At 50.4% G+C, this 21,512-nt stretch carries 22 protein-coding genes; 16 read left to right on the top strand and 6 right to left on the bottom strand.

Going from position 1 to position 21,512, the window contains the following annotated elements:
• Positions 1–199 precede the first annotated feature (199 nt).
• Together OGV57_RS06290 and OGV57_RS06285 are read left to right on the top strand one after the other, a co-directional pair.
• Positions 200–1,798, top strand: coding sequence for an ABC transporter substrate-binding protein (locus tag OGV57_RS06290; protein ID WP_054528404.1), 1,599 nt, complete (start codon positions 200–202; stop codon positions 1,796–1,798).
• A gap of 17 nt (positions 1,799–1,815) precedes the next feature.
• Positions 1,816–2,049, top strand: coding sequence for a YdcY family protein (locus OGV57_RS06285; protein ID WP_003020183.1), 234 nt, complete (start codon positions 1,816–1,818; stop codon positions 2,047–2,049).
• A gap of 60 nt (positions 2,050–2,109) precedes the next feature.
• Here OGV57_RS06285 and OGV57_RS06280 read toward each other — a convergent pair whose 3' ends face one another.
• Both OGV57_RS06280 and OGV57_RS06275 read right to left on the bottom strand, forming a co-directional pair.
• The gene (locus tag OGV57_RS06280) at positions 2,110–2,559 is read right to left on the bottom strand and encodes a DMT family transporter (protein ID WP_044710806.1); all 450 of its coding nucleotides are present in this window, start codon (positions 2,557–2,559) and stop codon (positions 2,110–2,112) included.
• Positions 2,556–3,074 (bottom strand): GNAT family N-acetyltransferase, encoded by a 519-nt coding sequence (locus OGV57_RS06275; protein ID WP_054528403.1) that lies wholly within the window; start codon positions 3,072–3,074, stop codon positions 2,556–2,558. Before OGV57_RS06275 ends, OGV57_RS06280 begins: the two co-directional genes overlap by 4 nt.
• A gap of 37 nt (positions 3,075–3,111) precedes the next feature.
• Here OGV57_RS06275 and OGV57_RS06270 point away from each other — a divergent pair, with 37 nt between their 5' ends.
• From OGV57_RS06270 to OGV57_RS06255, 4 genes are all read left to right on the top strand, one after another.
• On the top strand, positions 3,112–3,687 hold the full coding sequence (locus tag OGV57_RS06270; RefSeq protein WP_003020168.1) for a helix-turn-helix domain-containing protein: 576 nt from the start codon (positions 3,112–3,114) through the stop codon (positions 3,685–3,687).
• A gap of 58 nt (positions 3,688–3,745) precedes the next feature.
• Positions 3,746–4,780, top strand: a complete 1,035-nt coding sequence (gene curA, locus OGV57_RS06265; protein WP_016150272.1) for an NADPH-dependent curcumin/dihydrocurcumin reductase — start codon at positions 3,746–3,748, stop codon at positions 4,778–4,780.
• A gap of 264 nt (positions 4,781–5,044) precedes the next feature.
• Positions 5,045–6,106, top strand: a complete 1,062-nt coding sequence (gene yncE, locus OGV57_RS06260) for a 7-bladed beta-propeller protein YncE (RefSeq protein ID WP_003843717.1) — start codon at positions 5,045–5,047, stop codon at positions 6,104–6,106.
• A 137-nt stretch (positions 6,107–6,243) separates the two neighbouring features.
• Positions 6,244–6,465 (top strand): YgdI/YgdR family lipoprotein, encoded by a 222-nt coding sequence (locus OGV57_RS06255; RefSeq protein WP_003843716.1) that lies wholly within the window; start codon positions 6,244–6,246, stop codon positions 6,463–6,465.
• Between the two features lie 41 nt (positions 6,466–6,506).
• On the opposite strand, the gene ansP is transcribed toward OGV57_RS06255, so the two are convergent.
• The gene (gene ansP, locus OGV57_RS06250; protein WP_003843715.1) at positions 6,507–7,949 is read right to left on the bottom strand and encodes an L-asparagine permease; all 1,443 of its coding nucleotides are present in this window, start codon (positions 7,947–7,949) and stop codon (positions 6,507–6,509) included.
• A 279-nt stretch (positions 7,950–8,228) separates the two neighbouring features.
• Positions 8,229–9,770, bottom strand: a complete 1,542-nt coding sequence (locus OGV57_RS06245; protein WP_048217551.1) for a methyl-accepting chemotaxis protein — start codon at positions 9,768–9,770, stop codon at positions 8,229–8,231.
• A 507-nt stretch (positions 9,771–10,277) separates the two neighbouring features.
• On the opposite strand from OGV57_RS06245, the gene OGV57_RS06240 reads away from it, so the two are divergent.
• The 10 genes from OGV57_RS06240 (at position 10,278) to OGV57_RS06200 (ending at position 19,162) form a co-directional block, all read left to right on the top strand.
• Complete coding sequence (locus OGV57_RS06240; protein ID WP_054528402.1) at positions 10,278–11,276, top strand: MsnO8 family LLM class oxidoreductase; 999 nt, start codon at positions 10,278–10,280, stop codon at positions 11,274–11,276.
• The gene (locus OGV57_RS06235; RefSeq protein WP_048232077.1) at positions 11,276–12,397 is read left to right on the top strand and encodes an amidohydrolase; all 1,122 of its coding nucleotides are present in this window, start codon (positions 11,276–11,278) and stop codon (positions 12,395–12,397) included. The genes OGV57_RS06240 and OGV57_RS06235 overlap by 1 nt, the downstream gene beginning before the upstream one ends.
• A 25-nt stretch (positions 12,398–12,422) precedes the next feature.
• Complete coding sequence (locus tag OGV57_RS23800) at positions 12,423–13,736, top strand: LLM class flavin-dependent oxidoreductase (RefSeq protein WP_003836176.1); 1,314 nt, start codon at positions 12,423–12,425, stop codon at positions 13,734–13,736.
• 12 nt (positions 13,737–13,748) lie between these two features.
• Positions 13,749–14,681 (top strand): ABC transporter substrate-binding protein, encoded by a 933-nt coding sequence (locus tag OGV57_RS23795; protein WP_006684496.1) that lies wholly within the window; start codon positions 13,749–13,751, stop codon positions 14,679–14,681.
• Positions 14,682–14,691: 10 nt separating this feature from the next.
• Positions 14,692–15,201: a GNAT family N-acetyltransferase gene (locus OGV57_RS06225; protein WP_003843710.1), complete on the top strand. Its 510-nt coding sequence runs from the start codon at positions 14,692–14,694 to the stop codon at positions 15,199–15,201.
• Between the two features lie 9 nt (positions 15,202–15,210).
• The gene (locus OGV57_RS06220) at positions 15,211–16,137 is read left to right on the top strand and encodes an amino acid ABC transporter permease (RefSeq protein WP_003836182.1); all 927 of its coding nucleotides are present in this window, start codon (positions 15,211–15,213) and stop codon (positions 16,135–16,137) included.
• Positions 16,121–16,894, top strand: a complete 774-nt coding sequence (locus OGV57_RS06215; RefSeq protein WP_003836184.1) for an amino acid ABC transporter ATP-binding protein — start codon at positions 16,121–16,123, stop codon at positions 16,892–16,894. Before OGV57_RS06220 ends, OGV57_RS06215 begins: the two co-directional genes overlap by 17 nt.
• 291 nt (positions 16,895–17,185) lie before the next feature.
• Positions 17,186–17,584, top strand: coding sequence for a PAAR domain-containing protein (locus OGV57_RS06210; RefSeq protein ID WP_226791610.1), 399 nt, complete (start codon positions 17,186–17,188; stop codon positions 17,582–17,584).
• A gap of 2 nt (positions 17,585–17,586) precedes the next feature.
• Positions 17,587–18,765, top strand: a complete 1,179-nt coding sequence (locus OGV57_RS06205) for a hypothetical protein (protein WP_054528401.1) — start codon at positions 17,587–17,589, stop codon at positions 18,763–18,765.
• A 1-nt stretch (position 18,766) separates the two neighbouring features.
• Entirely contained in the window at positions 18,767–19,162 is a 396-nt protein-coding gene (locus OGV57_RS06200; protein WP_054528400.1) for a hypothetical protein, read from the top strand.
• A gap of 331 nt (positions 19,163–19,493) precedes the next feature.
• Here OGV57_RS06200 and OGV57_RS06195 read toward each other — a convergent pair whose 3' ends face one another.
• Both OGV57_RS06195 and OGV57_RS06190 read right to left on the bottom strand, forming a co-directional pair.
• Positions 19,494–20,483, bottom strand: a complete 990-nt coding sequence (locus OGV57_RS06195; protein ID WP_044702319.1) for a zinc-dependent alcohol dehydrogenase family protein — start codon at positions 20,481–20,483, stop codon at positions 19,494–19,496.
• Positions 20,484–20,581: 98 nt separating this feature from the next.
• On the bottom strand, positions 20,582–21,502 hold the full coding sequence (locus tag OGV57_RS06190) for a LysR family transcriptional regulator (RefSeq protein ID WP_048232069.1): 921 nt from the start codon (positions 21,500–21,502) through the stop codon (positions 20,582–20,584).
• Between the last annotated feature and the right edge of the window lie 10 nt (positions 21,503–21,512).

Genomic DNA, 21,512 nt, shown 5'->3' with positions numbered 1-21,512 from the left:
TAATTTTCATGGCATAGAGTGCCGGGAAAAATCTTGACGTTTTGAAAAAGACTTAAGGGAAATTAATTCGCTTAGGGTGATGAATTATTCAGCGAAATACACCGGATTAGAATAACCTGATAGTGATTTGTTATTGGTCAGTTTTTGTCAGCTATGCTCTGATATCTCGGTTAATAATAAAATAAGAAGGCTTATAACCATGATTGCAAGGAAAACGTTACTCGCGCTGGCTCTCAGCACCGTCATACCGTCAGGCGTTGCGTTCGCGGCCAATACTGACACCATCATCTATTGCTCGGAAGCATCGCCGGAGTCATTTAACCCGCAAATTGCCAGTTCCGGTCCCTCATTTGTGGCCAGTTCACAAGTGCTCTACAACCGACTCATCAACTTTGATCCGGTAAAGAATACCCCGGTACCATCTCTGGCAACGGACTGGACGATTTCTCCCGACGGTAAGACTTACACCTTTACCCTGCGTCAAGGCGTGAAATTCAACAGTAATAAATTCTTTAAACCGACCCGCGACTTCAACGCTGACGACGTGATTTTCTCGGTATTACGGCAGAAGGATGCCGATCATCCGTATCACAAGGTTTCTCAGGGAAGCTATGAATACTTTAACGATGTCGGTCTGGATAAACTGATTAAAGAAGTTAAGAAGCTCGATGATTATCACGTTCAGTTTGTCCTGAATGAACCTAACGCTGCGTTTCTTGCCGACTGGGGAATGGATTTTGCCTCGATTCTCTCTGCGGAATATGCCGACGCGATGCTGAAAAAAGGTACACCGGAAAACGTCGACAACTGGCCTATTGGCACCGGGCCTTACGTGCTGCAGCAGTACAAGCAGGACTCGCAAATCCGCTATCTTGCCAACCCTAACTACTGGGATGGCGCCGTTCCAACGAAACACCTGATCTTCTCAATCACGCCAAACGTCCAGACGCGGCTGGCAAAACTGCAAACCAATGAATGCCAAATAATCCCAGCACCTGCGCCTGTACAGTTTGACGAGATTAAAAAGAATAAAGATTTGACGCTGTATTCGGTTGACGCGCTGAACGTTGGATATCTGGCGTTTAATACCGAGAAAAAACCGTTTGATAACGTACTGGTGCGTCAGGCTTTGAACTACGCAACGGACAAAAAGGCCATTATTAACGCTGTCTTTTTAGGTTCTGGTACGGTGGCAAAATCACCGATTCCGCCGAATATGCTGGGGTTCAATAAAGATCTGCAGGATTACGCTTACGACCCGCAAAAAGCGAAAGACCTTCTGAAGCAGGCAGGGCTGGAAAATGGCTTTGAAGCGACGTTGTGGTCAATGCCGGTCCAGCGCCCATACAACCCGAACTCCCGACGGATTGCCGAGATGATCCAGAGCGACTGGGCAAAGGTGGGCGTGAAGGCGAAAATTGTATCGTATGAGTGGGGTGAATATCTCTCCGGAATGCGTAAAGGTGAGCATGACACCGCGTTGTTTGGTTGGATGTCAGACAACGGCGATCCGGATAACTTCGCGGATGTGCTGCTGGGCTGCGACAGCATAAAAACCGGATCTAACGCCGCGCGCTGGTGCGATAAAGAGTATAATTCGCTGGTTGAAAAGGCGAAACTGGTGAGCAAACCGGAAGAGCGCGCCGCGCTTTACCAGCAGTCACAAGAGATTTTCTACCAGCAGGCTCCTTGGATAGCCCTGGCAAACGGTAAAACGTTCTACGCTACGCGTAGCAATGTCAGCGGATACAGCGTTAGCCTGATGGGCAGTGATTTTTCAAAAGCAAAATTAAATTAATGAGTTAAGGAGAGGTTATGTCGCATCTGGATGAGGTCAGCGCACGTGTTGATGCCGCCATTGAGGAGAGCGTCATTACGCATATGAATGAATTGCTGATTGAGCTCAGCGATGATGTCGCGTTGAGCCGGGAAGACCGCTATACCCAGCAACAGCGTTTGCGTACGGCTATCGCCCATCATGGCCGTCAGCATAAAGAAGATATGGAAGCCCGTCGCGAACAGTTGACCAAAGGCGGCACTATTCTTTGATATTTCCTCGCCGGATCTTATCCGGCCTACAGGCGCGTTCTGTAGGTCGGATAAGCGCAATTAAAACGAACGTCTCGCCACCAGCCATGCCCCGATCACCAACATTACCGCGCCACAGATTGGGCCCATCAGCGCCCGTAGAGGCACGCCGTGACTACGTAGAATATCCAGTATCAGTCCCCCGATAAGCTGGCTGGCAACCAGTACCGCAATCGTCGTGGCAGCGCCTACATTTTGATATCCACTAATGCTGGCGAAAACAAAGAACGATCCCAACAAGCCGGGGATGAGTGTCCACCAGCGTATGCTGGAAACCAATTCACCAAACCCTGCTAAACCTTGCTTAAACCACAATATGCTGACAAACAGCACGATCCCGACCAGCGAGTTAAGTAACATGGCGATAAGGATCGTCGAGGACGTCTGCGTGATGCGTACCATCAAGGTATTTTGCACCACCAGACCAATACCAGCGGCAATCAGAAAGGAGAGGGTCAGCGTCTGGTTCATCTAAGGTCATCCGGTTCACGACGATCGTCTAACTGCAACTGCATGAAAGTCAGATCCAGCCACCGCCCAAATTTGGTTCCAACCTGTGGCATTTGCGCGGTGGTTTTAAAGCCCAGCAAGCTGTGCAGATGCAGTGATGCCTGATTCTGAGACTCAATCCCTGCCACCATTACATGCTTGCCGCATGCGCGGGCTTCGTCTATCAGTCTGCTGAGTAGTGCTCGTCCGAGTCCTTTTCCCTGATGTTCTGGATGGACATACACCGAATGTTCAACGGTATGACGGAAGCCATCAAAGTTACGCCAGTCGCCAAAGGAGGCGTATCCCGTAACCACGCCATTCTCTTCACTCACCAGCACCGGATACCCCATCAATTGTCGGGCTTCATACCAGGAAATACGGTTTTCGGCATCGACCGTTTGATCATTCCAGATAGCCGCCGTATGCAGTACCGCATGGTTGTAGATTTCTGCAATGGCGGCGCAGTCTTCTTTGCTGGCAAATCGAATTGACATGTTGAACCTCAGGGCTTGTTCACTATAGTATTACAATATGAATACTATTGAAGACAGCATAAATCAACGGATCAGTGCAAGAATTCGCATTGAGCGGGAATCTCGCGGTTGGTCGCTCACGGAACTTGCCGAGAGAGCGGGCGTGTCACGGGCCATGATCCATAAAATAGAACGCGGCGAGAGTAGTCCAACGGCGACGCTGCTGGGTAGACTTTCCGGTGCGTTTGGCATCAGCATGTCTACCCTGATTGCGCGGGCTGAAATGCAGGAGGGCAAGCTGCTGCGCTTCGCTGACCAGCCCGTCTGGCACGACCCGCAAAGCCACTATCTGCGCCGCCATGTTTCACCGCGCAGCGATCTACCTATCGATCTGGTGCAGATTGAATTACCCGCTGGAAGTGATATCCCGATGCCAGCTTCTTCCTATGTGCAGGCCAGACAACTTATCTGGTTACAGCAGGGGGAATTAGTTTTTGTGGAAGGGGACATACGCCATGAAATGCAGGCAGGTGATTGCCTGGAACTTGGCCCGCCGAATGACTGTCGGTTTATCAATGAAACCGCGAAACCCTGCGTTTACCTGGTTGTGCGGTTAAACCACGTCGTCAGCTAAATAGCAGGCGCAGACTGCTACTATTGATGGATTCATGCCAAAAGCAGAGGAGCACATCATGGGTCAACAGACTAATCGTAACCGTCGCTGGGTACTGGCTTCCCGTCCACATGGCGCGCCAGTCCCAGAGAACTTCCGTCTTGAAGAAGATGAGGTGGCATCCCCGGGCGAAGGCCAGGTTTTGCTGCGCACTGTTTATCTTTCCCTCGATCCCTACATGCGTGGCCGCATGAGCGATGAGCCATCTTACTCACCACCAGTAGAGATTGGTGGTGTTATGGTGGGTGGTACCGTAAGTCGCGTGGTGTCATCCCGCCATCCGGACTACCAGCCAGGCGAATGGGTATTGAGCTACAGCGGTTGGCAGGACTATGACATCTCCGACGGTAACGGACTGGTGAAGCTTGGCGCTCATCCCGAACATCCCTCCTGGGCGCTGGGTGTTATGGGTATGCCGGGGTTTACCGCTTATATGGGCCTGCTGGATATCGGTCAGCCGAAAGCGGGAGAAACGCTGGTGGTAGCCGCCGCAACCGGGCCGGTTGGCGCAACGGTTGGACAGATCGGTAAGCTTAAAGGCTGTCGGGTAATAGGTGTGGCTGGTGGGGCAGAGAAATGCCGACATGCCACAGAGGTGCTGGGCTTTGATGTTTGCCTCGATCACCACGCACAAGATTTTGCGCAACAACTGGCAAAAGCCTGCCCGCAAGGAATTGATATTTATTATGAAAACGTCGGCGGAAAAGTATTTGATGCCGTTCTGCCATTGCTCAATACTTCTGCGCGGATTCCGCTTTGTGGCCTGGTCAGTGGTTATAACGCAACGTCGCTTCCGACCGGACCTGACAGATTACCGCTGTTAATGGCAACCCTGCTGAAAAAGCGTATCCGGATGCAGGGTTTTATCATTGGTCAGGATTATGGTCACCGCATTCAGGAGTTTCAGCGGGAGATGGGGCGCTGGCTTAAAGAGGACAAAATCCACTACCGCGAGCAGGTGACCGACGGTCTGGAAAATGCGCCACAAACCTTTATCGGTCTGCTGACCGGCAAAAACTTCGGCAAGGTAGTTATTCGTCTTGCTGAGGATTGATGCGTAAGGGTGGAAGACGGTGAATGTCTGTAACCAGGCCTGCTTCGTACGAAATGTAGGTCTGGTAAAATGCCAATGACGTTATCTGGATGAAAAGCGATTATTCATGGAGAAAATGAGAAGGTTACAACCCGAAAGCAAATAAATACTCCACATTGAGATAAATAATGATTACTATTCTCATTCTTAAAAGGGCAAAACCATGATTTTGCTCATTGAAGCTATGTGAAGCAGTAACAAACGAATTTATCAAAGGGAGTCGTCATGTCTTTACGTCATCTGTTTTCACCGCGTCTGCGTGGTTCTTTACTGTTAGGTTCACTGCTCGTTGCATCATCTTTTACTACGCAGGCTGCAGAAGAACTGCTGCGCAAAGCCGTCGGTAAAGGCGCTTATGAAATGGCGTACAGCCAACAAGAGAACGCGCTGTGGCTGGCGACCTCACAGAGCCGCAAACTGGATACCGGCGGGGTGGTTTACCGCCTTGACCCGGTCACCCTCGAAGTGACTCAGGTGATTCATAACGATCTCAAACCGTTTGGTGCCACCATCAATAACGCCACGCAAACGCTGTGGTTCGGCAACACGGTAAATAGCGCGGTAACGGCGATGGATGCTAAAACGGGCGCGGTGAAAGGACGTCTGGTGCTGGATGCGCGTAAGCGTTCTGAAGATGTTCGCCCGCTGCAGCCGCGTGAGCTGGCCGCAGATGACGCCACTAACACGGTATACATTAGCGGTATTGGTAAAGAGAGCGTGATTTGGGTGGTGGACGGCGACGCCATTAAACTGAAGGACACCATCCAAAATACCGGCAAAATGAGCACCGCTCTGGCTGTCGACAGCAAGGCTAAGCGCCTGTACACCGCCAATGCGGACGGTGAATTCATTACCATCGATACCACCACCAACAAAATTATCAGCCGCAAAAAACTGCTGGATGATGGGAAAGAGCATTTCTTTATCAACCTGAGCCTGGACACAGCGGGCAACCGTGCATTTGTCACCGACTCTAAAGCGGCGGAAGTGTTGGTAATCGACACCCGTAACGGCAACGTACTGGCAAAAGTCGCCGCGCCGGAATCCCTTGCCGTGCTGTTCAACCCGACGCGTAATGAAGCCTACGTGACTCATCGCCAGGCCGGTAAAGTGAGTGTGATCGACGCGAAAAGCTATAAAGTCGTCAAAACATTCGAGACCCCAACATTCCCGAATAGCCTGGCGCTCTCTGCCGATGGTAAAACCCTGTACGTCAGTGTGAAACAGAAATCTACCCGCGAGCAGGAAGCTACCCAGCCGGACGATGTTATTCGTATTGCGTTGTAAAAAATCAGGAGGGGGAAACCCCTCCTGTCATTTCTCTAAACCCCACGATACGCCTCGTTACACCCCGCCAGTAGCCCGACCCACTTCAGGGACTTACACTACGCCTTCAACGGCTAACTGAATAACACGGGAATACCATGAAAAAGCCATTTATCTGTCTTTGTGCAGGCGTAATGCTGTTTGCCCTGGCAGGATGCACCACTGATTACGTCATGACAACCAAAAGCGGGCAAACCATTACCACCCAGGGTAAGCCAAAACTGGATAAAGATACGGGAATGACCAGCTATACCGATCAGGATGGGAACGCGCGGGAAATTAACAGCAACGATGTAGCGCAGTTGATTGAAGCGAACTAAAAAAGAAGGCCTGAAGGGTTAACCTGTCAGGCCTTCAGCCATTACGGCGCGGTGCGGTGGATTTCCGCGACGCGCTTACGCACGCCGAACCAGCCTGCAACCAGCAGGATGGCAATCAACGGTAATGACGCGATAGTGTAGGTGCCGTTTGGATAGTCAAACGCCATCAACACCAGCACGCTCAACAGGAACACCAGGGTTAGCCACGAGGTAAACGGAGCGCCCGGCAGTTTAAAGCTAACGTCTGCCGTTTTACCTTCTTTTATGGCCCGGCGCAGACGCATCTGACAGACCATGATAAAGCCCCACGACGCAATAATGCCCAACGACGCGAAGTTCAACACGATCTCAAACACCTGCGACGGCACCAGATAGTTCAGAAATACCCCGACGACATAGACGACCAGCGTGGCGAGGATCCCAGCCCAGGGTACCTGTTGGCGGCTCATTTTAGCCATGAATTTCGGCGCCGATCCGCCCATCGACATTGAACGTAAAATACGTCCGGTGCAGTACAGCCCAGAGTTAAGGCTGGAAAGTGCCGCGGTGAGCACCACAATATTCATGATACTGCCGATGTACGGCACGCCCAGTTTGGAGAAGAAGGTAACAAACGGGCTTTGCCCTGCCTGATAGGCATTCCACGGCAGTAACAGAACCAGCAGCACGACAGAACCCACATAGAACAGACCAATACGCCAGATAACGCTATTGATCGCTTTCGGCACCATGGTTTGTGGATCTTTGCATTCTCCAGCAGCGGTGCCCACCAGTTCAATGGAGGCAAACGCGAAAACCACCCCCTGAACCAGTACCAGCGCTGGCAGCAGGCCATGTGGGAAGAATCCACCGTTGTCGGTGATCAGGTGAAAACCCGTGGCGTTACCATCCAATGGTTTTCCAGTGCCTAAAAAGACGGTACCCACCACCAGGAAAATCACAATCGCCAACACTTTGACCAGTGCAAACCAAAACTCCATCTCCGCGAACCACTTCACGCCGATCATGTTCATGGTGCCGACAATGGCCAGCGCACCGAGGGCGAATACCCACTGCGGTACATCACCAAATGCGCCCCAGTAATGCATATACAACGCCACCGCGGTGATATCGACAATGCCGGTCATCGCCCAGTTGATAAAGTACATCCAGCCAGCCACATAGGCGGCTTTCTCACCTAAAAATTCACGGGCATAGGAGACAAAGCTGCCGCTGGAAGGGCGATGTAAAACCAGTTCGCCAAGCGCGCGCAGTATAAAGAACGAAAAAATACCGCACACCAGATAAACCAGCGCCAAAGCAGGACCAGCCATCTGCAAGCGCGCGCCAGCCCCTAAAAACAACCCGGTACCAATTGCGCCGCCAATGGCGATCATCTGTACCTGTCGATTTCCCATCGCTTTGTGATACCCCTCTTCGTGGGCATTCAACCAGCGTCGTTTCGCCGCATGTTGTTCCGCGGCTTGCGTGTTGTTTGTGTTCATTACTTTTCCTGTTGACCTGACAAAAATACAAATCCTTTTTGCCGCACCTGCTGCGGCGAAAACAGCCTTACCCTTCATTGTGTTACGGGGGAAAACTGCCGGCCGAGCATCCTACATTCAATTGTTCTGTTCCGCAAAGCCTCGATAACAAGAATTCAGCATTTTTGTACAGCCTGCACTGGCGCGGTGTGGCCTCGATTCAGCCAATAAAAGAGAAGGGCGTAAATACCTGGAGAGGAGTGCGCTTATCGAGACAATCACCCGATAAGCGCCGTAAGGTTATGCTGATACGCCAAAGACCTGAACGGCCTGCTGTAAGCGCGATGAACGTTGAGTCAGATCGGCGGTAGCATCGGTGACACGCTCTACCATCTCGGCATTATTGTGTGTCATGGTGCCTACGCGTGAAATCGAATCGTTAATCAGATCCAGCGCCAGGGTTTGCTCACGTGTCGCCAGACTAATATCTTTGATCATCATCGACATCTGCAGGACATCGCCAATCATCCCGGTAAGATGCGTCTCCGTTTGTTCTACCATTTTGACGCCGCTATTCACGTTGGCGACGTTCTTCTCAATCAACTGTTTGATCTCTTTTGCTGCAGACGCTGAGTGCTGTGCCAGATTACGGACCTCTGCCGCCACAACGGCGAAACCGCGTCCTGACTCTCCGGCTCGCGCGGCCTCGACCGCGGCATTGAGCGCCAGAATATTGGTCTGAAAGGCGATACTATCAATGACGCCGATGATGTCGACGATCTGCCCGTTGTCACGCGATATCGCCTGCATCATGGCGATAGTTTGTTTCATGATATCGCCGCCTTCTGCCGCATTGGCGCTGGTTTTATCGGCCATGGTCATAGTATGTGCCGCAGTCTCAGCAGTTTGCTGTACCGCGCTACCAATTTCTTCAATGGCGGCAGCGGTTTGTTGCAGGTCGGCGGAAGTTTCTTCGGAACGCTTATGCAGCGCCGTACCTTCTTTTGATACTCGCTGACTGATAGCGCGAATACCGGATATTTGCGTACTGACATCATCGACCAGTGAATTCAGATTAAGCCCGGACTGATTAACCAGACGCATCAGCATTCCGATCTCATCCACCCGATTTAAATGACAGTTATCAGGTTTTCTCCCGGATACCACTTTCTTCATTTGCGTCAGTAGCGTATTAACTGGCTGACAAATTTGATACTTAAGGTAAATAGCAAACATCAGAAATAAGAACAGCAACCCTCCCGCCTGAATAAATGGATTAACAGGAGCAAAAAGAAATAGCACAGCGAGCAGGGCGATTACCCCTAAAGAATAATTGACGCGCTGGCTAATGCTCAGCCATTTAAACATTGATGCCCATGACAATATGCCGCGGCGAATGATAATGCCTTTAAAAAGTCGAAACCCTTTAAACTGCTGGTTATTAATTTTTTGATATAAACTTTCGCTTTGAGTTATTTCATCGCGCGAAGGAACGGTACGCACTGAAATGTAGCCAGTGAGCTTTTCATTGTGCCAGACCGGTGTAACGTTGGCGCGAACCCAGTAATGGTCGCCATTCTGCCGACGGTTTTTCACCATTCCCGTCCAGCTGTCTCCCTGCTGTAGCGTGTACCACATATCGGCGAACGCCGCGGGAGGCATATCAGGATGGCGAATAATATTATGCGGTTCGCCCATTAATTGCTGTTCGTTAAATCCGCTGGCATCAATAAATGCGGAGTTGGCGTAGGTAATATGACTTTCTTTATCCGTCGTAGAAAGCAGCGTCGCTTTATCGTTAAGTGCGTGCTCAATTTGTGTAACGGGCATGTTACTTTTCATAGAGGTCCCATGATGCTATGTATAATCCATACAAAAATCCCCGCAATAAAATCGGGGGATATTAGAAATCTGTTTTCAAACGTTTTAATAAGAAACGTTGCATTCTCTACTAATCATCATTTCTGTGGAAGTAGTTAAAATAAAAATTTCCATGTAAATCATTCATCCCGCGTCATAAAAGTGAAACAATTAATACAAGCGCATAACGTTACAAGTCGTTTAAACTGACTTAACGTAAATTGCGCTAAAAAACCATTTCGAAAAAAGAAAACTGGCATGAAAAGATTTTGATGTTATTACCGTGATATCAACGACCCTATTATATTTTGTAGGCTATTAATTGCGGGTGTTTTTCAGTTTAGCGGTACAGGGCGATCCAAATTTTAACCCTGGCTGCTGCAGGGTTTGTTATCTACTTTTTAGCTGAGTAAATGTGAATTAAATGTTTCAGTATGGCTATTTGATAAATTAATAATAAAGACATGTTAACAAACATAGGCTCGTAACATGTCATATCGCCTGAGTATTCTGGATAAAAGCCCCATCGGGGAAGGTGAAACTGCCGCGACTGCGCTTTCCCGGACGTTGCGCCTGGCGCAACTGGCGGAAGAGTGGGGGTACCATCGTTTCTGGATCGCGGAACACCATAATACGCCACAGCTGGCCAGTCCATCGCCGGAGCTGGTGATCGCCTGGATCCTCGGGCAAACCCAGCGTATCCGCGTTGGTTCCGGCGGCGTGATGCTGCAACATTACAGCCCGTACAAAGTGGCGGAAAACTTCAATCTTCTGGCATCACTGGCTCCTGGACGTGTCGATCTCGGCGTAGGGAAGGCCCCTGGCGGGTTACCGTTGTCGACTCAGGCGTTACAGCATGGACTGCATCAGGAAGAAAAAGGCAGTTTTGCCGATCAGCTTTCTCAGCTTAACGGCTGGCTGGCGCTGAACGGAACGGAAAGCGGGGAAACGGTATTCCCGACGCCAATCCCACCAATACCGCCAGAAGGATTTGTACTCGGAGCCAGTGTGCAAAGCGCACAGTTAGCAGCGCAATCCGACTGGAATTTTATCTTCGCTGCGCACCTCAACGGTGACAAAGCGTTATTACGTGAGGTTTTGTCCTTCTGGCAGACCCACAGCGACCGCCCGACGATAGTCGCCGTTCAGGTTATTGTGGCTGACAGTCACGATGCCGCTGCGCAACTGGCGGAAAACGTGCAAATCTGGGGCGTTGAGCTGGAAAATGGTCAGCGCGTTACAGTCGCCAGCGAAGAGCAAGCCCTGGCATTCGCCCTACAGGCGGGTAGTTCGCCACGCAAAATCGCGCGTCGTGAACTGGCGTTGTTACACGGCACCGCTCAAGAGGTGATGGTAAAGCTGAATGCTTTGCATAGGCAATTTGGTATTGATGAGTTTATTATCGACACGCCAGTGGCGGAGGGCCACGCGCGTCTGACATCGCTGCGTTTGTTGGCACAAGTCCATAATGCCGTGGAGGTGCTCTGATGACCCTCAGCTCAACGCTTATCAACTGGCGTCGTGAATTACATCAGCACCCGGAGCTTTCCCTGCAGGAGGAAGCAACCACCGGGCGCATTCAGGCCTGGTTGCACGCTGCGGATGTCGACATTCTGCCGTTCGAGCTGAAAACCGGTCTGGTCGCGGAAATCGGCAAGGGAGAAGATGTCATCGCGCTACGAGCGGATATCGATGCGCTACCGATAGAAGAAAGTGCCGACGTTCCGTTTCGTTCCCTCACACCGGGCGTGATGCATGCCTGCGGGCATGACGTCCATACCAGCGTGATGCTTGGTGCAGCACTGCTGCTTAAACAACAGGAAACAACCTTACCGGGGCGAGTACGTATTTTGTTTCAACCAGCTGAAGAGAGTTTCGGCGGCGCAAAAACGTTGATCCGCGCCGGTGCGCTGCAAAACGTAGCGGCTATTTTTGGTATGCACAATGAGCCCGGTTTGCCGGTGGGCGAATTTGCCACACGCGGCGGTGCGTTCTATGCCAATGTCGATCGCTTCGTGCTGCGCATAAATGGCAAGGGCGCACATGCGGCGCGTCCGCATGAAGGCAAAGATGCCATCCTGCTTGCCAGCCAGTTGGTAACCGTGTTGCAAAGCGTTGCCAGTCGCGACGTTAACACGTTGGATTCGGTGGTACTCAGCGTGACCCGTATTCAGGGAGGAAATACATGGAACGTACTGCCAGAGTCCGTTGAGCTGGAAGGGACGCTCAGAACGCACCGGACTCAGGTACAGCAGCAGGTTAAAGCACGGGTTAATGACATCGCTGCCGGATTTGCCCATGCCTTTGGCGCACAAATAGACGTTATCTGGCATGCAGGGCCGACCGCGTTGGTGAACGATGCGCGTTGGGCCGATATCGCCACCACGGTGGCGAAACAGTCAGGCTACACAACTCACCATGCTGACCTGCATATGGGCGGGGAGGATTTTGCCGTCTACCTGCAAAATACGCCAGGCGCATTTGTCAGTATTGGCAGCGCCAGTGAATACGGATTACATCACCCGGGATTTAATCCAGACGAACGTTTAATTGAACCTGCCGCACATTACTTTGCGCAGTTAGCAAAAACGGCATTCGCACACCTTTAAGTTTACCTGTTGGGTAGGGGTTATTATGGCTGAAAATCGGCAACTACGGCTCGGAACTATTCTGCATGGCGCATCGGGAAATATGTCCGCATGGCGCCACCCGGCGGCTCAGGCCGATGCCAGTATTAATTTTGAGTTTGTCAAAGAGACGGCGCTTATTGCGGAAAAAGGGAAGCTGGATTTTATTTTTGTCGCCGATGGTCTGTATATTAATGAAAAATCAATCCCGCACTTTTTAAATCGTTTTGAGCCGCTAACAGTATTATCCGCTTTGGCCAGCATCACCCAGAATCTGGGACTGGTTGGCACAGTGTCCACATCATACAGCGAGCCGTTTACGACCGCACGACAGTTCGCCAGCCTGGACCATCTCAGCAACGGGCGTGCGGGCTGGAACGTGGTTACGTCGCCTCTGGAAGGATCGGCAAAAAACTATTCTCGCGCTCAGCATCCGGAGCATGCCCAGCGTTATCGTATTGCCGATGAATATTTACAGGTAGTGAAAGGACTGTGGGATTCCTGGGAAGACGATGCTTTTACCCGTAATAAAACAAGCGGGGAATTTTTTAATCCGCATAAACTGCACACGCTAAACCATCATGGAGATTATTTCCAGGTCGCCGGGCCGTTAAATATTGGGCGTACGCCACAAGGTCGTCCGATTATATTTCAGGCGGGAGCTTCAGCAGATGGCAAGAAATTAGCGGCGCAGCATGCTGATGCCATTTTTACCCATCAGGAGTCGCTGGCAGAGGCTAAGGCGTTCTATCAGGATGTAAAAAGTCAGCTGGAAATCGCCGGACGACATCCCGATCAACTGCATATATTCCAGGGCGTCAGCGTTATTGTTGGCGACAGCGAAGAGGACGTTGAGCAGCAGTATCAGACTACCGCTGCGCTGGTCTCCGTTACCGACGCGCTGAACTATCTTGGCCGCTACTTTGAACATCATGATTTTGCCCAATATCCGCTGGACGCACCGTTCCCGGATCTTGGCTCTCTCGGACAAAACAGCTTTCGCAGTACGACTGATGAGATCAAACGCAACGCGCGCGAGCGTGGCTTAACACTCCGTCAGGTTGCTCTGGAAGCGGCCAGCCCACGTCCGCGTTTCAGCGGCACGCCGGAACAGGTCGCCGACGGCCTGCAGCAGTGGTTCGACGAGAAAGCCGCAGATGGTTTTATTATCCAGGGCGGAACGCCGGATACCTTCCCGCGTTTTGTCGAACAGGTTGTCCCTGTGCTTCAGGCGCGGGGCCTGTTCCGCCATGAATATCCCGGTACGACCCTGCGCGCAAGCCTGGGATTAACGACACCTGCAAATCAATTCGCACAATAAGAGAAAAACGCTATGCAGAAAAAATCAGTATTCCTCGCGCTGTCGCTGGCTTTCAGCGCGACTGTCTGGGCAAATGATGTGACGATTAACGGCACGGGCGTAAGTCTGGAAGCCAATAAAACGCCGATCAATACGGCAAAGAATCCGCAGGCGATTGCGCAATTGCCTGCAAATCTGCACCTGGCCGTACCGGGCAAATTCACCGTGGCGATTGCCGGGCTCAGTCAACCGCCGCTGACCGTCTTTGCCGATGACAATAAGACGCTGATCGGCAGCGAGGCGGACATCGCGCGTCTGGTGGCTGACAGTTTGGGGCTGGAACTCAACGTCGTACCTACGTCATGGGAAGACTGGCCGCTGGGCGTCACTTCCGGCAAATACGATGCCGCGATCAGCAATATTACCGTCACCAAAGCACGCAAAGAAAAATTCGATTTCGCGACGTATCGGAAGGACTCTCTTGGCTTTTATGTCAAAACCGGTAGCAAGCTGAAGAAAATCGAGCAGGCGGAAGATATCGCTGGACTGCGCATTATCGTCGGTTCAGGGACGAACCAGGAAGCCATCCTGCTGGCCTGGAACGATGAGAACGTGAAGAAAGGGTTACAGCCGTTTACGCCGGTGTATACCAAAGATGATGCCGCGCAAACCCTGGCCCTACAGTCAGGCCGCGCCGATGCCTACTTCGGTCCTAATGTAATCGGCGCATGGAAAGCTGCACTCAACGGTAAAACGCAATTGGTGGGTAGTGTTGATGGCGGTTGGCCAAAAGCGGCACACATTGCTGTGACGCTGAAAAAGGACAGCGGTCTGGTTCTGCCGGTACAAACCGCCCTCAACGGCGTGATTGGCAACGGCGATTATGACAAGGTGCTGAATCGCTGGGGAGAAGGGGTGGAACGCATTCCGCAATCTGAAATCAACCCGGCCGGTTTAGGCGATTAAGGAGGTCATCGTGAGCGATCAATTTCGCGTGGTCTCACCTGAAGCCAGCGAGCTACAGCCCATTTTGAACGGTCTGTTCGGTGAGTATGCTGCCCGCTATGGCGATTATTTTTCTCGTGACGCTGAAGTGGAACTGACCGAATGGTATCTGGCACCGCAGGGACTTTTTGTGATCCTGGAGCGTGGCGGCGAAATTATCGCCACCGGGGCTTACAAACCTTACGACAAGGACACTGCCGAGATTAAGCGTATCTGGACAAAAAGCAGCCTGCGTCAGCAGGGACTGGCGGCGCGTGTAGTGCAGGAACTGGAACGTCGGGCGCTACTCGCGGGCTACAGCCGGATATATCTGACCACAGGATTTCGCCAGCCGGAGGCCGTCAGACTTTATTTAAGCCAGGGCTACGATCCGCAATTTGATACGACGCGCAATCCCGAAGAGTACAGCCAGCCACCGTTTGATGGACGGCTGCGCTTTACCAAACTGCTGACTATTGCCGGTCAGGCCAGAATCGCCTGAGGAGAGAAGATGAAAACGACAGATAGCATTAAAGTCGTACCGGCGCGTTACCCCATGCGCACCGTTGGCGCGATCATTGCTTTGTTTGCCCTGGCGGTGATTCTCCAGTCTGTGGCGTTTAATCCGCGCTGGGAATGGAGTGTGTTTGCCCGCTGGTTCTTCGATCCGGTGATTTTGTCTGGTCTTGGACAAACGCTGTTACTGACACTTATCGGGACGCTGTTGAGTATTCTCATCGGCGGTCTGCTGGCGCTGGCGCGGCTTTCATCTTCCTGGCTGTTGAACTGTCTGGCCTGGGGGTACATCTGGCTGTTTCGTTCGTTACCACTGATTGTGGTGCTAATCGTTCTGTACAACTTCTCCTATCTATACGACACGCTGACGATTGGTATTCCGTTTACTCCCATTCAGTGGGGAAGTTTTGAGACCATCAATGTACTCGGTCAGTTTTCCACTGCGGTGGTTGGCCTGACGCTGGTGCAAAGCGCCTATACCGCTGAGATTATACGTGGTGGATTTTTGGGGGTTGATCACGGTCAGTACGAGGCAGCGGCAGCACTGGGCTTACCGGCAGGGCGACGTACGCTGCGGATTATTCTGCCGCAGGCGCTGCGCACCATTTTGCCTGCTGGCTTCAATGAAATCATCAGCCTGGCGAAAGGGACGGCGATGGTATACGTGCTGGCAATGCCGGAGCTGTTCTACACCATCCAGATGATATACAACCGCACGCAGGAAGTGATCCCGCTGCTGATGGTGGGTGCGGTGTGGTATCTGGTGATCACCAGCATCCTGTCGCTTATTCAGCATCTGGTCGAACGTGCGCTGGCACGCAGCGAACGACGTTCAGCGATCAACACCGTCCGGGTGAGCCGTGCAGAAAAACGCAGTCGTCAACGTCCACAGCAGGAGGCCGTCCATGTCCCACTCGCCTGAAGGTCATATTTCTATTACCGGCGTCAGCAAATACTTTGGTCGCCACAAAGCATTGGATAATGTGTCGCTGGAGATCCCTCCCGGAACGGTTACGGTCATTCTCGGGCCGTCCGGTTCAGGGAAATCCACACTCCTGCGTACCATCAACCATCTGGAACGCGTCGATGAGGGTTTTATTCAAATCGATGGCGATTACATTGGCTATCGTCGGCAGGGAGACAAGCTGTATGAGCTGAAAGAGGCGGAAATTTTGCGCCAGCGGGTTAACGTCGGCTATGTGTTCCAGAACTTTAATCTGTTCCCGCACTTAACGGTGCTGGAGAACCTTATTGAAGCACCCATTGCGCACGGACTGGCATCGCGTAAAGCCGCCACCGAGCGGGCATTAACGCTGCTTGATGCGGTAGGGTTGCGCAATAAAGCCGATGCCTGGTCGCGTCACTTATCTGGCGGTCAGCAGCAGCGTATCGCTATTGCCCGTGCACTGGCGCTAAATCCGCGCGTCATGCTGTTTGATGAGCCTACATCTGCACTGGATCCTGAACTGGTGGGCGAAGTCCTGGATGTCATCAAAGCGCTGGCGAAGTCGGGAACCACGCTGGTGGTGGTGACACACGAGATTGGCTTCGCTCGGGAAGTGGCGGATCAGGTGGTGTTTATGGTCGATGGCAAAATCGTCGAGCAGGGCAGCAGCGAGCAGGTGTTGAATCATCCACGCCACACACGCACCCAGCAGTTTTTGTCGAAAGTGCTTTGAGACCGCGTCCAAAGAGTGAAATTAACAAGAAAATATGAATGTCCGTTAATCCTAAATTAGTCTTCCTTTTGAGCAAGGTTCTTCAGTGACTAATTATCGAAAAATCACTTTATTATCAGGTGACTAATGACTGGGGTCTGGAATATACCACCCTTAGTGAAGTTGTGAGAAAGCATAGTAAAACTTTGCTTAAATCATGTGTTATGTATCATGCCATTGAGTATTACCACTTTTTAACTAAGGAATTGAAAATGGTAAGAGCACTGGCTTGTCTCGGCGATAAAACAAGTTATGGAGAAATTATTACTGCTTCTGGACTGGACTGGACTGGACTGGATGGAAAATGGTAAAGCATATGTAGCTACTGGCGACAGGGTGTTGTGTGGCTGCCCTAATCACTATGTTTTTGGTACAGCCACACAATATACCAGCAGTGGAGCGGGCACTTTAACCACCCTCGACACCAGTCAATTATCGATAATGATGCAGAGCTCACAGGATGTCAGCAGCAGAAAGTGTATTCGTTTTAAGTGTGCAGATGATGACGGCAGACTGATGGTGGATTGCCGGTATGTTCTCATACTCCCGGACGGCCATACAGAAACGAGGAATACAGATAGCCAAGGAATGACAGAGTGGCATTATGCTGAATCCGCTGAAAATATTAACCTGCACATATTAATGGATTAATTATGGCTGTTTACCCGCTTAGCACCAGCATTCGCTCTAATGTTCCTGCAGACTCCTTATTATATGATCTATGTGTTTATCGTATGGATGCCGACAGAAATAAATATTATTTGATAGATGTGAGACAGCAGAAATTTAAGGATAACCACCAAACTCAGATACATATGTCTGAAGATATAATCGAGCCTCTATCAACTATCTACATTATGGAAATGACACTTTATCGTAAGACGATGCTGCATACCCACAGTGTTACTCCAAAACCTTTCACAAAGATGTATACGCTTGCAGAATTTAGTACAGGTAAGGCGTGTTCTGAGGCTAAACGTGAAAATCTCTGTTATTTTGAATCGACAGGTACACCTAAACCTGAAAGTCAGGGGGGCAAAACGAAACTAGTTACTATAACCCGCGAGGAGCGGCCATTTATAGCGAAAGAATATCCTATTGGTAATTCCAGGGATCCTTTTGATAAAAAATTAGTAGAACGTCAAATAGAAGAAAGATTTAACGGATTTTATTTCCCTAATCAAATAGCTGCAAGTGTATGTGGACCTGCTGCATTTTTTTACTGCCTGCAAAAGGATCGCCCTGATGTGTATGCGCAAGCTGCCCGTGAACTCTGGCGATACGGAAAAACTAAAATAGGTAATTTAATAATTTCGCCAGGTAAAGGCTGTCGGCATCCTACAGGTGTATTTTACTATGATGACGGCAGACCGAAGATAGTCGGTACAGACTGGATGACGCTTGCTGGACTCAGGGATTCAGAGAATACAATGCTGAGCTTTGATACTCTTGATTCTCCAGTTGCTGGTATCACAATTTGGCAAATTTTGGCAGAATGGTTTGAAAAGGTCGGCTATAAAATGGTCTTTAGTAATGTCGGTATTACTCAGGCGGGTGTTCAGGGAATCAGAGATTTAAATAAATATATTGAGCAAGATTATAAAGTCGTAACATTGATAAATGATGGACTTCTTGTAAATAGTACAAATAAAACAACATTACCTACACACTGGGTTGTTTGGAATGGTTCAGTCATGCAAGATCCTAATGGATATATTAGTTTGGAATTGTTTTCTTGGGGAAAGGAAAAAAACTGGATAAAACCAAAAAAAGATTTGCAATTTTTTATCAACAGGTTTTTTGGAGGAATGGCTTTCAAGTCATTGAAATAAAATGGGAAAATTTTTTTTGGTTCTGCCTTTATTATTACTATCTGCCTGTTCGTTGCAGGCAGAATTCACTCCAGAAAGGGAGGTACTTAATGATGCAACTGTTGGCATTCCCTATTATAACCAAATTAATATATTTGGTGGGGTAGTTCTTTCTTATGATCTTTATGGTAAACAAGCTATTGCTGGAGATATTCATCCAGATAATTTAGGGCTTCACCTACAGTATTGTGATGATAATGAATTCAATAATTGTATCCAGATTAGAGGGACACCAACAAAAGCAGGCATAGCTAAAGTGCGAGTACATGGGGGCTTAGGTGGCGGAATGTTTTCAAAATCAGGAGAGTTCGATAAAACCTATACTATTACGGTCAAAGATTCAGAAGGATCTTCTTAAGATCGTTTGAGAGGCGCTCTCAGCATCGCCCATCAAGATACGAGAACCCGCTCAGAGAGCGGTTTTCTCACATCTGAGTGGTTAAAAAACAACCTTAACAATAATTTCCGATATCCAAACTGACCCCGTATAGATGCGATAGGGTGCAACCCCTTCCAGATATGCCGCATTCAGACACTTTACCGGCAATCAGAAACGGTAATTTTACTCATTTCTTGATGGTCATAAAATAGCATTAACGTACAATATTAGGTGCTGAATCATCCACATCACACGCGCACCCGAAAGTGCTTTGAGTTACATTGCGGCACAAGACTGTGCCGCACAGGGGTTACAGGGTGACGACGATTTTGCCCACCTGACCGTTGGCTTCCATGTATTGATGTGCTTCAACGATATCATCAAAGGCAAAGGTTTTATCAATCAGCGGTTTGAGCTTGCCGGATTGCAGTCCTTCAAAGATAAACCGTTTTGCACGTGACAGTTTTTCCGGGTTCGTGGTGATTTCGAAAATCTCATAGCCGCGGAAGGTCAGATGGCGACCGAGTATCTCAATTACCGGAATCGACAAATCACGCGCATCAAGAGAGCCATACTGGAAAAAGAGTCCACCGGCTGGCATCACCTGGGCAATTTTTGCCACGCCAGGGCCACCGACCGGATCGAACACCACGCGGGTGCCTTTGCCGTCAGTGATACGGTTAATCTCCGCCACCAGATCCTGCTCCTGGCTGGCGATAACCTCTGCCGCACCAAGTTGCAGAAGCTGGGCACGTTTCTCACTGGTGCGCGTCATCGCAATCGGTTTTGCTCCCCGCATGTTAGCAATCTGAATTGCCGCCAGTCCGACGCTGCTGGAAGCAGCATTGATCAGTACGTTATCACCAGGCTTAATATCCGCATATTCAACCAGCGCACCGAAAGCGGTCACATACATCATCCAGCTCGCCGCGGCTTCCTCGAAGCTAAGATTCTCAGGATGTTTGACGACAGCATGGGCTGGAGCATTGACGACTTCACCGTACATACCATACTCATGGAAGCTGAAAGCCGGGATGACGCTGACGCTATCGCCGGGCGCAAACTCACGCACGTTGTCTCCCACGGATTCAACAACGCCAGAAGCCTCATAGCCCAGACGTGCCGGGAATTTGGGTTGGTAAATATACTGGCCGGTACGATACATAATTTCCGCACGGTTAATGCCGATTGCGCGTACGCGTATCTGAACTTCATCCGCACGTGGAGCCGAAACTGGCATATCCTGGATTGTCAGGACGTCAGCGTCGCCTGGTTGATTAAAAACCACGACCTTAGACATAGCAAACCTCTGTAAATTGTTCTGTATTGGGTCTGCACAATTTAACGGCTCAGATGAGGGTGAAAAACCGCCGTTGCGGAACTTCACTATTACTCAGATTATAATAATCCCTGTAGGCGCGATTTTTGCTCGGTAAAAAGCGCATACAGCCAGTCAATAAACACCCGAACACGGGGGGCAAGATGACGCCTGTCCGGGTAGAGTACGGAAACGGGTTTTGATTCCCCGGCATAATCGGCCAGCACCTCTACGAGCTGGCCCGACTGGATCCAGGGGGCCAGTACCGCGTGCACACCGTGGATGATACCGAGTCCGGATAAACAGCCTGTCAAAAGAATGTCGGAGTTATCAACGCAGATGTGACCTGTAGGGATAAACGACACGGTTTCACCCTCACGGACGAAGGACCATTCCAGTGCTTCACGATGACGTTCACTGAAAAAGTTAATTGCCTGATGTCGGGATAAATCCTCTGGCGTCTGCGGTACGCCGTGTTTTTGCAAATAATCCGGGGACGCGCATGTCACCATTTTTACCTCACCAAGCCGCCGTGAAATCAGAGAAGAGTCTTGTAACTCGCCAATGCGAATCATGCAGTCGATACCTTCGGCAAGCAGATCGATTCTTCGGTCGGTGGAGGTGAGGACAATCTCAATATCCGGGTAGCGCGACTGGAAATCGTTCAGGGCCGGGACTAATACCGAGTGAGCCAGCGACAGGGGGGCATTCACCCTGAGTTTTCCGCGCGGAGGGCGAGTGGGTGAGAAAGAAGCCATGATGTCATCAACGTCACTGAGCAGGATTTTTGTGCGTTGGTAAAAAGCGTCACCTTCTTCTGTCAGACTCACTTTACGAGTCGTGCGGTTAAGCAACTTTGCTCCCAGATCGTCTTCAAGATGTTGGATAGCTTTGGTCACTGCAGGGCGGTGCAGGTGTAGCACGTCTGCTGCTCTGGCAAATCCACCTTGCTCAACAACCTGTACAAAAATATTCATATATTCAAACATACTGGAACGCATGGCTTATTCT

The organism is Citrobacter sp. Cf087, from assembly GCF_030334285.1.
GTDB classification, from domain to species: Bacteria; Pseudomonadota; Gammaproteobacteria; order Enterobacterales; family Enterobacteriaceae; genus Citrobacter; species Citrobacter freundii.
Note: the sequence above shows the minus strand (reverse complement) of the source record. Positions and strands in the feature narration are given on the sequence as shown.

Coding starts and splice junctions, on each gene's coding strand:
- OGV57_RS06245 (WP_048217551.1), bottom strand. CDS start 9,770: ATGAAAAGTAACATGCCCGTTACACAAATTGAGCACGCACTTAACGAT.
- OGV57_RS06220 (WP_003836182.1), top strand. CDS start 15,211: ATGAAAACGACAGATAGCATTAAAGTCGTACCGGCGCGTTACCCCATG.
- OGV57_RS06235 (WP_048232077.1), top strand. CDS start 11,276: ATGACCCTCAGCTCAACGCTTATCAACTGGCGTCGTGAATTACATCAG.
- yncE (WP_003843717.1), top strand. CDS start 5,045: ATGTCTTTACGTCATCTGTTTTCACCGCGTCTGCGTGGTTCTTTACTG.
- OGV57_RS06205 (WP_054528401.1), top strand. CDS start 17,587: ATGGCTGTTTACCCGCTTAGCACCAGCATTCGCTCTAATGTTCCTGCA.
- OGV57_RS06270 (WP_003020168.1), top strand. CDS start 3,112: ATGAATACTATTGAAGACAGCATAAATCAACGGATCAGTGCAAGAATT.
- OGV57_RS23800 (WP_003836176.1), top strand. CDS start 12,423: ATGGCTGAAAATCGGCAACTACGGCTCGGAACTATTCTGCATGGCGCA.
- OGV57_RS06290 (WP_054528404.1), top strand. CDS start 200: ATGATTGCAAGGAAAACGTTACTCGCGCTGGCTCTCAGCACCGTCATA.
- OGV57_RS06195 (WP_044702319.1), bottom strand. CDS start 20,483: ATGTCTAAGGTCGTGGTTTTTAATCAACCAGGCGACGCTGACGTCCTG.
- OGV57_RS06240 (WP_054528402.1), top strand. CDS start 10,278: ATGTCATATCGCCTGAGTATTCTGGATAAAAGCCCCATCGGGGAAGGT.
- OGV57_RS23795 (WP_006684496.1), top strand. CDS start 13,749: ATGCAGAAAAAATCAGTATTCCTCGCGCTGTCGCTGGCTTTCAGCGCG.
- OGV57_RS06215 (WP_003836184.1), top strand. CDS start 16,121: ATGTCCCACTCGCCTGAAGGTCATATTTCTATTACCGGCGTCAGCAAA.
- OGV57_RS06200 (WP_054528400.1), top strand. CDS start 18,767: ATGGGAAAATTTTTTTTGGTTCTGCCTTTATTATTACTATCTGCCTGT.
- OGV57_RS06210 (WP_226791610.1), top strand. CDS start 17,186: ATGGAGAAATTATTACTGCTTCTGGACTGGACTGGACTGGACTGGATG.
- OGV57_RS06255 (WP_003843716.1), top strand. CDS start 6,244: ATGAAAAAGCCATTTATCTGTCTTTGTGCAGGCGTAATGCTGTTTGCC.
- curA (WP_016150272.1), top strand. CDS start 3,746: ATGGGTCAACAGACTAATCGTAACCGTCGCTGGGTACTGGCTTCCCGT.
- OGV57_RS06190 (WP_048232069.1), bottom strand. CDS start 21,502: ATGCGTTCCAGTATGTTTGAATATATGAATATTTTTGTACAGGTTGTT.
- OGV57_RS06285 (WP_003020183.1), top strand. CDS start 1,816: ATGTCGCATCTGGATGAGGTCAGCGCACGTGTTGATGCCGCCATTGAG.
- OGV57_RS06280 (WP_044710806.1), bottom strand. CDS start 2,559: ATGAACCAGACGCTGACCCTCTCCTTTCTGATTGCCGCTGGTATTGGT.
- ansP (WP_003843715.1), bottom strand. CDS start 7,949: ATGAACACAAACAACACGCAAGCCGCGGAACAACATGCGGCGAAACGA.
- OGV57_RS06275 (WP_054528403.1), bottom strand. CDS start 3,074: ATGTCAATTCGATTTGCCAGCAAAGAAGACTGCGCCGCCATTGCAGAA.